This window comes from Streptomyces sp. NPDC045026, assembly GCF_056432625.1.
This window is the reverse complement of record NZ_JBWKIS010000044.1, coordinates 23,557-37,242: the sequence shown is the minus strand read 5'-3', so window position 1 is coordinate 37,242 and position 13,686 is coordinate 23,557. Positions and strand designations below refer to the sequence as shown.

Sequence of the window (13,686 nt, the reverse complement as noted above, 5' to 3'; positions counted from 1 at the left end):
GAGGTCGGGCCGTCGCGGGCGCGCCGTTTCGGGTGCGCCGTGTCGGCGGTGCGTCGAGGCGGGGGCGCGCCGCCGTCGGTGTGTGGTTCTGCCCGGCACACGGTGTCGGGCGTGTTGCCGGTGCGTGTCCTGCCTCTTGCCAAACGGAACCTAACACGTGATAGTAATCCCGCCCTAGCACGTGTTAGGGACTAGATTCGGAATGAATCATTCCGGCATGATGAGGCGGCTCCGCGCGTACGACGCGGTGCCTGGCGCGAGGGAGCGCACACATGACCATGCAGAAGGAAGCGGTGACGGCCACGTCCCCCGCGGGCGGCCCCGGCCGGCAGGAGACAGGCGCGGACCCCGGCGGAGATCGGCCCACCGGTGCGTCCGGGGCCGCGCCTGCTCCCGGGCACAGTCGGCGCAAGGTGAACTTCACCCTGGCCAGCGCCGCGCTCTTCATGTTCTTCGTGACGTGGTCGCTGTCCTGGTCGCTGTTCTCGATCTGGCTGACCCAGGACATCGGTCTGAGCGCCGGCCGCAGCTCGCTCGTGATCAGCGCCAACGCCATCGGCTGTCTGATCACGATGCCGGTCTACGGCTACCTCCAGGACCGCCTCGGCCTGCGCAAGAACCTCCTGTACTGGATCGGCGGCCTGATGCTGCTGGTCGGCCCGATGTACATCTACGTGTACGGGCCGCTGCTCAAGCACCACTTCGCCCTCGGCCTGGTCGTCGGCTCTGCCTACCTGGCCATGGCCTTCGCCGTCGCCGTCGCGACCTTGGAGAGCTACACCGAGCGCCTCGGCCGCTTCCACGGCTTCGAGTTCGGGCGGGCTCGGATGTTCGGCTCGCTCGGCTGGGCCGCCGCCACCTTCTTCGCCGGCCGCCTGTTCAACATCAACCCGAATCTGAACTTCTGGGCCGCGTCCGTCGCCGCCGCCGTCTTCGTCGGCCTGATCGTCGCGATCCGGGTCGCGGACGGCCGCCGCGCCGAGGCTGTCGACGAAGCGGCCTCCTCGGTCTCGCTCTCGGACGTGAAGTCCCTCTTCGCCTACCCCGCCTTCTGGGGCCTGCTGCTCTTCGTGGTCGCGGTGACAGCTACGTACAACACGTACGACGCGATGTTCCCCTCCTACTTCACCTCGCTCTTCTCCACCGAGGCCGAGGGCAACCGGATGTTCTCCGACCTGAACTCCGTGCAGGTCTTCCTCGAAGCGGGCGGCATGGCGCTCGCGCCGTTCCTGGTCAACCGCATCGGGCCGAAGAAGTCGCTGCTCATCTCCGGCTGCGTCATGGCGGCCCGGATCCTGCTGTCCGGCCTGGTCACCGGCGCCCTCGCGATCTCCGCGGTGAAACTGCTGCACTCCGTCGAGCTGCCGATCATGCTGATCGCGATCTTCAAGTACATCAACCGCCACTTCGAGCCCCGGCTGTCGTCCACGATCTATCTGGTCGGCTTCCAGCTGGCCACCCAGCTCGGCGCCGCCGTCATCTCCCCGCTCGCTGGCCTCGGCTACGACAGCATCGGCTACCGCGGCACGTATGCCGTCATGGGCTGTTGCGTCGCCGCTGTCACCGCCGTCTCCGTACTCACCCTGCGCCCCGACTCCAAGGGGATCACCCTGACCGGAAAGGAAGCCCTGGCGTGATCGTCGTCGCCGGTGAAGCCCTGATCGACCTGGTGCCGCAGAGCGGCACCGGCGACCCGCTCGCCCCCTTGCTGCCCACGCGCGGCGGCGGACCGTACAACACGGCCGTCGCGCTCGGGCGGCTCGGCGCGGACGTCGCGTTCTGCTCCCGCGTCTCGACCGACGCGTTCGGTACGGCACTCGTCTCGCACCTGGAGAAGGAAGGAGTGGCGGTCGACCTCGTCCAGCGCGGCGCCGAACCCACCACCCTCGCGGTCGCGTCCGTCGCCGAGGGCGGCTCGGCGACGTACACCTTCTATACGGAGGGCAGCGCGGACCGCCTGTTCACGGCCCCTGTTCAATTCCCGTCGGGAGTAAGGGCGTTGTCCGTCGGTACGTGCTCGCTCGTCCTCGAACCGGGTGCGAGCGCGTATGAGCACCTGATGCGGCGCGAGTCCGCGCGGGGCGTCTTCGTCGCCCTCGACCCGAACATCCGCGCCGGCCTGATCCCGGACGCGGACGCCTACCGGGCACGCTTCGAGAGCTGGCTGCCGTACGTCTCCCTGCTCAAGCTCAGTGAGGAGGATGCGGAGTGGCTCGGCGGCGGCATCGAGGGCTGGCTCGCAGCCGGGCCGTCGGCCGTCGTCGTGACCCGTGGCGGTGCGGGTCTGACGGCTTTCACCGCCATGGGCGACGGCCCGCACGCGGTGCCCGGCGTGGACGTCGAGGTCGTCGACACGATCGGGGCCGGCGACACAGTGAACGCGGCGCTGCTGCACGCCCTGGACTCCCGCGACCGTCTGTCCCGTGACGGGCTCGCAGGGCTCGGGCCCGCCGACTGGAGCGATGTCCTGCGGTTCGCGGCGCGAGCGGCGGCCGTCACCTGCTCGCGGGCCGGGGCGGAACCGCCGTACGGCGTGGAACTGTAACGAGTTGGTGGACATCGCCTACCTGGCATCGCTGACCCCGCCGCAGATCGGCGTCGAGTCGCGCGGGGTGCCGGGGACGACCATCTGCCCGATGCCCGCCACCTGGTCGTTGACGGCGTTGAGCCAGGTGATGCCCCGCTTGAACGCGAAGTACTTCGGCGACGGCGCGGGCTTGATCTTCGAGACCCGGACGTGGACCTCCATGCCGTGCTCGGTCTCGGTGAAGTCGCGCACGCGCAGAAAGGCCACCTCGTGCTCGCGCCCGGCGATGGCAAACGCGGTCAGCCCGATGGAGCGGTCGCGGATGCCGAGCCGGCTCTCGGGCGCGGCGACCACGGTGGCGCCCAGGTGCTCGGCGAGCAGCGCGGGCGCCGGTCCCCGGCCGCGCCTCTCCCCACCTTGGCCTTGAGCACCCGGCGGGCGCGGGCGGCCACGGTCTTGTCGAGGACCAGGTGGTGGTCGGTGCGGCCGGTGACGACCACGCCGGACAGGCGGCGGTCGATGGTCGAGGGCACGGTGCAGGTGCCCTTCTTCCACCCGGGCTGGAACCACAGCCACTCGACGAACGCGGTCAGGCTGCCGGGGGTGATGGCGGTGACGGGCAGTTCGAGCAGCGCACAGAACTCTTCCCACTGCTTCCAGTCGGCGGCGTAGGAGTCGGAGGTGTTCCGCGGCTGGAGGTCCTTCTCGTGCTGCGCGCTGTGCTTCTCCAGCTCGGCGAGCTTGGCGAGCACGTCGGGGCTGAACGCCGCGGCGGTCGTCACCTCGGTGGTGCCCGCCGGACCGGCCGACGCCGGCAGCACCAGGGAGGGGGTGACGACGTGCGATGCGTCCGCACTCGTCTTGGTGTGTTCCATGACGTCCCGTCACGCCCCTTTGTTCGTAGCGCTGTTTGTCGCATCTGTGTCCCGCATATGTGAGCGTTATTCGGGATTCATGGGCTGGCGTGGATTGGGGGTTGAGGAACATCGGATTCGCCCCGGTCGGCGCCGGCGGCGCCTTGGCGCTACCGGGCGAGGAGGGCGCTGACGGTCTTGCCGCCGGGCGTGCGGGGGGTGACGGCGGTAGCGCGGGCGAGGCGGTTGACCATGGGCCAGCCGAAGCCTCCGGTGCCGTCGTTCAGGTCGGGGGTGCGCATGCGTGGGGCCTGTGGGCTGGGGTCGTGGACGGCTACCTCGATGCTGTCCGGGTGCGCGGTCAGGTCCAGGGTGCAGGTACCGCCGCCGTGGCGCAGGGCGTTGGTGACGAGCTCCGAGACGACCAGGACCACGGTGTCGGCGGCCTCGGCCGCCATGGGGTGTCCGAGGCGGTCGAGGAAGTCCCGGGTGCTCCAGGTCACCTTGGTCTCTGCATCGTCTGTGCCCGGTCCTGGCAGTGCGGTGCTTGTGCCCCGGGCTGTGGCCGGTTAACCGCGCGACAGGCCGCCTTGCGCGTGCCCTTCACCGCCGTTCGATGTCGATTACCTCATCACCGAACGCGCGGAAATCTATGTCGGCCGGAGTAGACATTGAGCGGTGGTGTGGTTATGGTTTCTCTCGTAGCCCAGAGGGACCGCAGGGCCTGGCAGAGACGAACTGCCGGCAGCAGTACCCGTAGTTGCAGTGCGTAGGACGGTGCGGTGGTGGAGTTCCGAAGCCAGGGTTGTTGCAGGACGGCGACGGGACTGACGACCGGACCGGGTGGCCCGCAGTGATCAGGGGCCGCCGCGAGCAGTACCGCAGTACGCGTAAGTGCAGTTCGCAGTACCAGCAGTGAAGTTAAGTGAGCAGCACCTCGGTGAAGGCGTCGGCTGCGGACGCGCGCACCGGGAAGTTCGGCAGTGGGGTTCTAAGCCAGAGCAGATGCAGGACGGGCGACGGGGCTGGCTGCCGAAGAGTGACGCTTACTCAGGTCACCGAGTAGTTCGCATCACCAGCGGTAGGTAAGTGATTGATCCCAGAGGGAAGAACGGAGGAACGAGCGCCATCAGGATCGCCCGGGCGGAGTGTTGAGCCCGGGTACCGCAGGACATCGATAGTGAGGTGGTCTCCGGTCAAGCAACCGCGATCCCCGCATCCCCGACAGAGCTCAGGTCGGGTCGGCGGACACAGAAGGCCGGCGCAGTACCAGGGCCGGCAGATGGTGTAGCAGTTCCTTCGGGGCCCTGGTGCCATAGGCACCAGGGCCCCTCCGCATGTTCCACAGAGAGGTGAAATGACAGCAGACGACTCGTACGGCCGTCTCGAGGACGACGACTACCCCGCCTACACCATGGGCCGGGCCGCCGAAATGCTCGGCACCACCCAGGGCTTCCTCCGCGCCATCGGCGAAGCCCGCCTCATCACCCCACTGCGCTCCGAGGGCGGCCACCGCCGCTACTCCCGCTACCAGCTGCGCATCGCCGCCCGCGCCCGGGAACTCGTCGACCAGGGCACCCCCATCGAGGCCGCCTGCCGCATCATCATCCTCGAAGACCAGCTCGAAGAAGCACAGCGCATCAACGCCGAACACCGCCGCGCCGCCGAATCAGCGAAACCGACCGCAGCAGCATGAGATGAGCGTGCCCGTCCGTGTCGGCGGGCACCGCACGCACGGTCTGCCGTGCGGTGTGATCATTTCCTATGGTGACGCGGCGTGTGGGCGTGTAACGTTCTGCGTCAGCTGTCGTGGTTCGGAATTCCCTCTTGCCTACGCCTCTGGTGTGGGCGTTTTGCTGTGCTGTGCCGCAGGGACCAGGGCGATCACCTCTGCCTTCCACATGGAGTGGGAGGCGTTCATCGACTGGAAGGCACCAGACATGGCAACGGGAACTGTGAAGTGGTTCAACGCGGAAAAGGGCTTCGGCTTCATCGCCCAGGACGGCGGCGGCGCGGACGTCTTCGCGCACTACTCCGCGATCAACTCCACCGGCTTTCGTGAGCTCCAGGAGGGCCAGGCCGTGACGTTCGACGTCACCCAGGGCCAGAAGGGTCCGCAGGCCGAGAACATCAACCTGGCCTGACCTCGCAGACCTGCCCCAGGGATCGCGCACACTGCGTCCGGTGAGCGCCGCCCGTGCCGGCTTTACCGCCCACCGGGCGAAGCGCCTGCTCTCGTGCCGGGCGTGCACAGGATCAGGGGCCGCGCAGCCATTGCTGCGCGGCCCCTGATCTGCGGAGGCGGAGGCGGGTGCGACCTCGGCCCGAACTTCCTGACCTCGGTTGCTTCGAGCGTTGTCCGGTTCGGGTGCCGCATGCCCTGCGCCTCTGTTCGCGCAGTTTGGAGTATTAGACGGTCATGTGCCCGTCCAGGCGGCGAGGAAGGCTTGCCGTCCAACCGGATCGTCCCATCTGCGGTCCGCATGCAGAACGCGCCAGGCGGTGAGCTCGAGATCTCGGAGCCACAACTCGCCGATGACCTGTGTCTTGAGGTCAGGCAAATGGTCGGACTCGGCGAGGGCTTGACCGATCACCTCCCCGGCCGCTACGCGCTGGGGCGGGGTCATCTCATCGACGGCCGAGAGGATCTGCCTGGCCAGGGCGGTTCCCTCTCCTTCAAGAGAACGCAGCACCTGAGCCTTCATGTTGACGGGTAGCAGGTACGCGGTGCCCGAGGACCTCCACAGGTCCGACCAGAAGCGTTCTCCTGCCTTGGTGGGGGCAGGCAGCGCGGCCAGCAGCCCGAGGAGATGGCCGGTGGCCGCATAGCCATCCGAGTGGGCGGCTGCGACGACTGCGATGCCTGCTACGCGCTCCACATCGAGTTGGTCGGCTTCGAGACGCGAAGCCAGACCCAATTGATGTTCCAACTGGTGTGCCAGGGCGGTGGATACGTGGGGGCGTACCTGAGGAAGCATCGGCGATCCTTGCGCGTAGGCGAGCGGAGATGCCCGTTCGTAAGCCCTGATCTTTCCCATGGCCGGCCGATCTACTCGGCTTGGGCAGGCCCAATCGGCGGCAGGGGCAACGGGGCTGTAGTTCACACGGTGGCGAGTCGGCCTGGGCCCGGCGATGGCCCTGGGGTCCTGGACCGACCTCCCATGAATGCTGCCGGAGTGAGGTCTTTTAGCATTACCGCATTGCTGCCAGTGACGCCCAGTCGCCCGAGGGAGAACGAGAAGCTGTGTCCCGTGATGCCGCTGAAGTCCAATACGGTCACGCCGCCTCAGCGCGTGGAGAGCGCCGTGAAGACGGGCTACCCGATGGATCGCAAGGCGGACATGCAGGGGAGAAGACTCACTCTGGTTCCGCCCTGGTGGAGCGGGCGGCCGACCTGGCCGAACCGATCAAGCCGAAATTGCGTGGCTGGCTCCATGTCGGAATGGTCCCCGCCGCACTGATCGCTGGCGCCGTACTCATCTGCCTGGCCAGTACTCCGCAAGCAGTCCTGGCCTGCGTCGTGTACTCGGTCACCGCCTGGCTGCTGTTCGCAACGAGCGCCATCTACCACCGCGGCACCTGGGGACCACTGGGCGAGACTCTTCTACGACGACTCGACCACGCCAACATCTTCCTGATCATCGCCGGCACCTGCACCCCCCTGGCCGTGCTCCTCCTCCCGCCGGACCAGCGGTCCATGCTGCTGTGGATCGTATGGACTGGAGCATTGGCCGGCATCGTGTTCCGGGTCCTGTGGGTCGGAGCTCCGCGCTGGCTGTACACCCCGTGTTATCTGGCCCTGGGGTGGGCGCCGGTGCGCTACCTGCCCGACTTCCTGCACACCGGCGGAGCAGCCGTAGTCGTCCTGATTGTTGTCGGCGGTCTCCTCTACAGCGCGGGCGCGGTCGTCTACGCCCTACAGCGGCCCGACCCCTCACCCCGCTGGTTCGGCTACCACGAGGTCTTCCACGCCCTGACCGTGGCAGCCTTCACCGCGCACTACATCGCCATCTCCCTGGCCACCTACTGACCGCGACACCGTCCGGGCTTGCGCCGCTGGTCACACGCGTTGCCGCGTGCTGCACCGCGAACGGGCCGGGCGGTGGCCGAGGCATCGGTCCGTAGCTGACCCGCGACGGAGGAGCCTCGAGTTCGAGGCGGAAGGCGTCAGGGAACGGCGAGGGCAGGACACCGACTTTGCGCGGCACACGGTCGGTGTCCTGGAAGCGGGTTACGTCGACACGACCACGGACCAGCCTGGCTTCGCGACGGTCGCGGTCGGCCTGCTGCCGACCCGGCACCGGCTGGTGTTCGTCCCTCTGGGCGAGGCGACGGTCGATCCGGGGCATCTGAAGGTCGCTACGACAAGAAGCAGGTCAAAATGGCGCCCTCGATCGACACGGACAGCGAACTGCTCGCAAAGGACAAGAGGGGGGTCTTCGCGCACTACGAGCCGGCCTATCGAACGGGCGCGGCGACGAGTATTGCCTCGCTCGCCGTTGATGCTTCCTCCAACTTCCCCCACTCCGAGGATTGGTGGCGAAGGGCCTGTTCTACCTTTTGATCTTGGCCAGTGCTCCGGCGTTTACGCCGGGGGTGAAGGCCATCTCAGGACTGCTCTGACCCGCGGGTGAGCGCGGGTCGGCACTGTTCACCTCAGCCTACGGGGCGTTTCTGGTTCTCGATGTACTGGCGTACGACGGTCAGGGGCGCACCGCCGCAGCTTCCGGCGAAGTAGGAGCCGGACCAGAAGTGGCCGCCCCACAGGTGGCGGCGGATGTGCGCGTCGTACTCCTGGCGCAGACGCCGGGAGGAGACGCCTTTGAGGGAGTTGACCAGCTTGGAGAGCTGGACTTTGGGCGGGTAGTGCACGAGCAGGTGCACGTGGTCCTCCTCGCCGTTGAACTGCTTCAGCTCGGCCTCGAAATCCGTGCACACCTCCCGCATGATCTCTTCGCAGCGCTTTAGTATCTTGTCCGTGAGCGCCTTGCGTCGGTATTTGGTGACGAACACCAAGTGGACGTGCAGGTTATAGACGACGTGCCGGCCGGTTCTAACATCGGGGTTCGGGTTCCATCGCGGTGACATAGACCAACTGTAGTAGGGTGATCACCGTGGGTGAACTCGGTTGGGAGAAGCGGCAGTTCGGGCACCGCGCCCGACTGGCACTGTCTGCTGCCGAGAGTCTCCTCACCGACGAGCAGGCGCACGCCGCCCGCACGATGTGGAACTGCCTGCACGCGTGGTGGCAGATGATGCCGAAGGACAGGCGGACTCTGGCGAACGCGGACGCAGCGATACGCCAGGCCCGCAAAGAGATCGATTTCCTCGCCGTCCTTCCTGCGCAGGCCGCGCAAGCGGTCCTCAAGACGTACTTCCAAGCCTGGAAGAACTGCTGGGACGGCCGCGTTGACGCTTCGAACTTCAAGGGCCGGTTCCGGTCCGCGATGAGCGTGGACATCCCGCAGGGCCGTGACCTCCAGATCAAGCGGGTGCACCGCCGCTGGGGCATGGCCAACATTCCCAAGGTCGGCCGGGTCCGCTTCCGCTGGACCAAAGACCTCCCCGTGGGCAAGAAGGCGAACGCCGACAACCGGATCACCGGGGCACGGCTGGTCAAGGACCACCTGGGATGGCACGTCGCCTTCCGCGTGCAGAGCTTCGAATCCAAACCCGCATCCCACCAGGGGGCGGAGGTCGGAATCGATGCCGGGGTGAACCTGCCCCTTGCCCTCTCGGACGGCAACCACCAGGACCACGGGCGTGCGCCTCGCCTCCCCGATGGCAGCGCCGACCGTGACAAGTGGCTGAACACCGAGGAAAAGGGCAAGCTCCTGCGCCTTGAGCGCCGGGCCGCCCAGCGCAAGACACACCGAAGTCTGGCGAGCGCACCAGCCGCCGCCTGCACCACACCTATGACCAGATCCGAGGGTTGCGCGCCAAAGCCACGCGACGACACCAGGACTGGCAGTACAAGATGACCACCACCCTCGCCCGGAAGTACGGCGTCATGGTCCCCGCCACCGCAAGGTAGACGGGCACTTCAACTGCTCGTCACCGGTGTGGTGGTCCTGACCGCTGTCTTCGTCCTCCTCAGCCTGCGCCTGGGCCGCCTCCGGAGGCGCCTGCCCCGGTGACGCCGCCATCCGGGGCAAGCACACCTGGCTCGTCCGCCCAAGGGCTCGCAGAAGCGGGGGACCGGAAGATGGCCCGAGTCATGGTCCGGCAGTGGTCTGCCTCGTCCGCGACGGGGCGGAGGCGTCGGTGAGGTCGGCACCGGTGTCGGCGTCACGCCGGGAGTGGCCGACGCCCTGCCAGTCCAGGCACATGACCGTCGCGTCATCCTGCAGGTGACCGTGATTGGCGTCGACGATCGCCGCGATGAGGGTGCGGGCGGCCTCGCGCGGATGCAGATCGCGGGTGCGCACGATCAGGTCGGACAGATCGAGGCGGTTGGCGTTGCGCTCCAGCATGCCGTCGGTCAGGTTGACGCGCTTCTCACGCCTAACGACTGCCCTCCCGGCAGCCGGGATGAGCGCGTGGCCCATCCGGTACAGGTGCAAGATATTCCGGGCCGCGTTGTGGTCGGCGTTGCCCGACCATCCGCAGTCCGGGTTCTTGCATACGAACGTGGCCTGGTCCTCCCGGCTGCCGGGCGTGATGAAGCCGCAGGCGGAACAGCGTCGGGAGGTGTTCGGGGCGGGCACCTTCTGCAGGGTGCCGCCGTACCGGCCGGCCTTGTACGTCAGCATCGTGACCGTCCTGCCCCATGCCTCTTGGCTGATGGAGCGGTTGAGTCCGGCCTTCTGGGCGACGCCTGTCCCCGGCTCGGCGATGGTGCCCCGAGCGGACTTGACCATGTTCGTGATGGTGAGTGCTTCGACCAGATGCGGAACGGACAGGTGCGGGAGATCACTCCGAAGATCGATATGCCGTTCGGCTTCCCTGCCCTTCACAGCTACCGGGTCCAGTCGCTGGACCTGCGGCCGGGCGACTGGCTGGTGATGCGCAGTGGCCAGGGGTGTCCAGCGTTGATGAACTCGGTCGTGCCGTCGATCAGGCTGATGCGCAGGAGCTGGCCGGTGACGTAGCCCTGGCGGCCGTGCTCGCGCATGGCCTGGTCTGCCTGGCGGGCCTGTTCGGCGAGGTCGCCACCGGCCCGCCGGGCGCGGCGCAGGGCGCCCACCAGGAGGGTGGCCAGCAGCGCGGCGTCGACATCGTGACCCATGGCGTCGGTGACGGAGAGCTGGACGGTGTCCCGGTCGATCACGTAGTCGAGGGTGTCGCCCCCGACGTGGTCGGCCGGCTCCAGCGCCCCTGCCACCGCGAACTGCGCCGCCTCGCGCGCCAGCGAGGCCGGGAGCAACCGGTGCTGGATCTCCGCGGCCAGGCTCAGCGGGACGGTACGGCGGCCCCACTGGTACACGTCGGTGTAGGACCGGTTCGCGACGACGATGCACACTACGGCGTGCGCGGTCTCGCCGATCTCCCGCATCACCTCCGCGTCCGGCGCCGCGGGCAGGAACAGTTCGAGGAGCCCGATGGCGTCCCCGCAGTTGGTCACCGGGGCGACGACCCGCACCAGCGCGCCCTCACCCTTGTCCTCCACGCTCGGCTGCTGGGTGCGGATCACATCGTCGTACAGCGTGCCCCGCAGCGGGATGCGCCGGGCGGGTTCATCGGTGTCGACGCTGCCCGCCGCCCCCAGCCGTACGACCGAACCACCGGTGAAGTCGGTGATCAGGAACGACACCGCCGCGGCCCGAGGTGGTCCTTGAGCATGCGCGCGACCACGTCGAGCGACTCCACGGGCGCTGCGGCCTCCGCCGCCGCCAGTGTCCCCGCCAAGGTCATCGCCCTGCCCCGGCCATGCCCGTTCTCCGGGGTACGACTGGTCGGCCCACCGTCTCTGTCAGGCTCGCATACGGTCACCGTGACTCCTTGCCGCTCGCTGGTGCTCAGGGTTTCGGTCCCGGCGGCGCGAGGGGCCCGCGCCAAAAGCTCGGTGCCGGGCAGATGCTATGGCACCACCGTGCCCTTGAACGGTGTTCCACTCGGCCAAGCGCCGGTTCCTTCTCGCTGGCTGCTTGCTGGTTCTGGTCGATGAGGTGGTGCTTTACGGCGTCGGCGAACGTGGTCGCCTCGGTCGTTCCCGGTGGTTTTGTCGCGGGTGTCGGCGTACCGGTCGGCGAGACCCTGCACGCCCTCGCATGGCGTGACTGTGACGCTCGTTTGACGCCCCGGACGCTTCAGAGATCGTCCCCAAGGTGGGGCAACCCCCGCTGAACTGCGGGCGTTCGCGCCTCCAGTCCTTGGGACGTATTTCGGATGACTCAGCATGTGGACTGCGTTGCCGCCTCGGCATCCTAGGGTGGCTGCTGACTCCCGTGCCCGGCCGCGATGCCCGGCGAGACCGCGACCGGAACCGGGGACCGTGCCGGGCCGTGGCTCAGGCGTCGATGATGACGGGGATGATGAGGGGCTTGCGGCGGTGGGTGCGGAACGCCCAGTTTGCCACGGCGCGGGCAACGAGCTGTTCGAGTTGACGGGCGTCCCCGACGCCTTCCTCGGCAGCGCTGGCCAGCGTCTTCTCGATGACGGGGATGACCGGCTCGAAGGTGGTGTCGTCGTGGACGAAGCCGCGGGCCAGGAAGTCGGGGGCCTCGGCGAGGGCGCCGGTGTCCGCGTGGACGATCGCCACCACCGTGACCACGCCTTCCTCCGCGAGGGTGAGGCGGTCCTTGAGGGAGGCTTCGGTGGCGCCGCCGACTTCCATGCCGTCCACGTAGACGTTGCCGGCGGGGACCTTGCCGGTGATGGAGGCGCGCCCGTCGACGAGGTCGATGACGACACCGTCCTCGGCGATGACGACCCGCTCGGGGTCGACGCCGGTACGGATGGCGAGGTCGCCATTGGCCCGCAGGTGGCGCCATTCGCCGTGGACGGGCATGACGTTGCGGGGTTTGACGATGTTGTAGCAGTAGACGAGTTCGCCGGCGCTGGCGTGGCCGGAGACGTGCACCTTGGCGTTGCCCTTGTGGACCACGTGGGCGCCCCACCGGGTAAGTCCGTTGATGACGCGGTAGATGGCGCTCTCGTTGCCGGGGATGAGGGAGCTGGCGAGCAGGACGGTGTCGCCCTTGCCGATGCGGATCTGGTGGTCGCGGGTGGCCATCCGTGACAGCGCGGCCATCGGTTCGCCCTGGGAGCCGGTGCAGACCAGAGTGATCTTGTGGTCCGGGAGCTTCTCCAGCTCCTTCGTGCTCACGACCAGACCGGAGGGGACCTTCAGATAGCCCAGGTCTCGGGCGAGCCCATGTTGCGGACCATCGACCGGCCGACGAAGGCGACCTTGCGGCCGTGCTGGTGGGCGGCGTCCAGGACCTGCTGGATGCGGTGCACATGGCTGGCGAAGCTGGAGACGATGACCCGGCGCGGCGCGGTGCGCATCACCTGCTCGATCGCCGGGTTCAGCTCACGCTCGGAGGTGGTGAAGCCGGGCACTTCGGCGTTGGTGGAGTCGGTGAGGAACAGGTCGACGCCCTCCTCGCCGAGCCGGGCGAAGGCGTGCAGGTCGGTGATGCGGTCGTCGAGAGGGAACTGGTCCATCTTGAAGTCACCGGTGTGCAGCACCATTCCGGCGCGGGTGCGGATCGCGACCGCGAGGCTGTCCGGGATGGAGTGGTTGACCGCCACGAACTCGCAGTCGAAGGGCCCGAAGCCGCGCCGGTCGCCCTCCTGCACCCGCACCGTGCGCGGCCGGATGCCGTGTTCCTTGAGCTTGGCCTCCAGGAACGCCAGCGTCAGCTTGGAGCCGACGACGGGAATGTCCCTCCGCTCGCGCAGCAGGTACGGCACGCCGCCGATATGGTCCTCGTGGCCGTGGGTGAGTACGACGGCCACGATGTCGTCCAGCCGTCCCGGATCGAGGTGAAGTCCGGGAGGATGACGTCCACGCCGGGCTGGGTCTCCTCGGGGAACAGCACGCCGCAGTCGACGATGAGCAGCTTGCCCGCGTGCTCGAAGACGGTCATGTTGCGGCCGATCTCACCCAGGCCGCCCAGGGCGATGACCCGCAGCCCTCCTTCGGGAAGGGGCGGGGCGGCTTTCAGTTCAGGGTGTGGATGACTCATACCTTGACGTTACCCGGAGAGCGGGAGGGGTTGATCCATTGCCTGCGCGATCTCTTCTTCCCGACGGAGCGAGGCGTCCGCAGTGGTTGCCCCGGGACGATCGGATCACGCCGGCGGACGGCCCGGGCGTGCACTCACGGCCGCTGAAGCATCGAGGTTGAACGCGCTCCGT

At 68.0% G+C, this 13,686-nt stretch carries 9 protein-coding genes and 5 pseudogenes; 6 read left to right on the top strand and 8 right to left on the bottom strand.

Annotated features, from left to right (window positions below):
* Positions 1-272: 272 nt before the first annotated feature.
* Together AC07EJ_RS43855 and AC07EJ_RS43850 are read left to right on the top strand one after the other, a co-directional pair.
* Positions 273-1,637 carry an oligosaccharide MFS transporter gene (locus AC07EJ_RS43855; RefSeq protein ID WP_389489356.1) on the top strand — a complete coding sequence of 455 codons (1,365 nt, stop codon included), beginning with the start codon at positions 273-275 and terminating at the stop codon, positions 1,635-1,637.
* The gene (locus AC07EJ_RS43850; RefSeq protein WP_389489353.1) at positions 1,634-2,545 is read left to right on the top strand and encodes a carbohydrate kinase family protein; all 912 of its coding nucleotides are present in this window, start codon (positions 1,634-1,636) and stop codon (positions 2,543-2,545) included. Before AC07EJ_RS43855 ends, AC07EJ_RS43850 begins: the two co-directional genes overlap by 4 nt.
* 45 nt (positions 2,546-2,590) lie before the next feature.
* On the opposite strand, the pseudogene AC07EJ_RS43845 reads toward AC07EJ_RS43850, so the two are convergent.
* From AC07EJ_RS43845 to AC07EJ_RS43835, 3 genes and pseudogenes are all read right to left on the bottom strand, one after another.
* Positions 2,591-2,722: pseudogene (locus tag AC07EJ_RS43845) on the bottom strand (Tn3 family transposase); the annotation flags it as partial.
* Positions 2,723-2,826: 104 nt separating this feature from the next.
* Entirely contained in the window at positions 2,827-3,402 is a 576-nt protein-coding gene (locus tag AC07EJ_RS43840) for a hypothetical protein (RefSeq protein WP_389489351.1), read from the bottom strand.
* Positions 3,403-3,551: 149 nt separating this feature from the next.
* Complete coding sequence (locus AC07EJ_RS43835; protein WP_389489399.1) at positions 3,552-3,839, bottom strand: ATP-binding protein; 288 nt, start codon at positions 3,837-3,839, stop codon at positions 3,552-3,554.
* Positions 3,840-4,738: 899 nt separating this feature from the next.
* On the opposite strand from AC07EJ_RS43835, the gene AC07EJ_RS43830 reads away from it, so the two are divergent.
* Complete coding sequence (locus tag AC07EJ_RS43830; RefSeq protein WP_478886333.1) at positions 4,739-5,077, top strand: MerR family transcriptional regulator; 339 nt, start codon at positions 4,739-4,741, stop codon at positions 5,075-5,077.
* Positions 5,078-5,321: 244 nt separating this feature from the next.
* Positions 5,322-5,525 carry a cold-shock protein gene (locus tag AC07EJ_RS43825; RefSeq protein ID WP_389489347.1) on the top strand — a complete coding sequence of 68 codons (204 nt, stop codon included), beginning with the start codon at positions 5,322-5,324 and terminating at the stop codon, positions 5,523-5,525.
* 273 nt (positions 5,526-5,798) lie between these two features.
* On the opposite strand, the gene AC07EJ_RS43820 is transcribed toward AC07EJ_RS43825, so the two are convergent.
* A complete protein-coding gene (locus tag AC07EJ_RS43820; RefSeq protein ID WP_389489345.1) occupies positions 5,799-6,359 on the bottom strand; it encodes a hypothetical protein in 561 nt (186 codons plus the stop codon).
* Positions 6,360-6,754: 395 nt separating this feature from the next.
* Between AC07EJ_RS43820 and trhA the strand changes: the two genes are divergently transcribed.
* A complete protein-coding gene (trhA, locus tag AC07EJ_RS43815; RefSeq protein WP_478886344.1) occupies positions 6,755-7,411 on the top strand; it encodes a PAQR family membrane homeostasis protein TrhA in 657 nt (218 codons plus the stop codon).
* A 626-nt stretch (positions 7,412-8,037) separates the two neighbouring features.
* Here trhA and tnpA read toward each other — a convergent pair.
* Positions 8,038-8,469, bottom strand: a complete 432-nt coding sequence (gene tnpA / locus AC07EJ_RS43810; protein ID WP_478886332.1) for an IS200/IS605 family transposase — start codon at positions 8,467-8,469, stop codon at positions 8,038-8,040.
* A 26-nt stretch (positions 8,470-8,495) separates the two neighbouring features.
* On the opposite strand from tnpA, the pseudogene AC07EJ_RS43805 reads away from it, so the two are divergent.
* Positions 8,496-9,397: pseudogene (locus AC07EJ_RS43805) on the top strand (nuclease/transposase family protein); the annotation flags it as partial.
* A gap of 199 nt (positions 9,398-9,596) precedes the next feature.
* On the opposite strand, the pseudogene AC07EJ_RS43800 reads toward AC07EJ_RS43805, so the two are convergent.
* From AC07EJ_RS43800 to AC07EJ_RS43790, 3 pseudogenes are all read right to left on the bottom strand, one after another.
* Positions 9,597-10,265: pseudogene (locus AC07EJ_RS43800) on the bottom strand (RNA-guided endonuclease InsQ/TnpB family protein); the annotation flags it as partial.
* A 119-nt stretch (positions 10,266-10,384) separates the two neighbouring features.
* Positions 10,385-11,235, bottom strand: a pseudogene (locus tag AC07EJ_RS43795) (PP2C family protein-serine/threonine phosphatase); the annotation flags it as partial.
* A gap of 595 nt (positions 11,236-11,830) precedes the next feature.
* A pseudogene (locus tag AC07EJ_RS43790) lies at positions 11,831-13,514 on the bottom strand (ribonuclease J).
* Positions 13,515-13,686 lie beyond the last annotated feature (172 nt).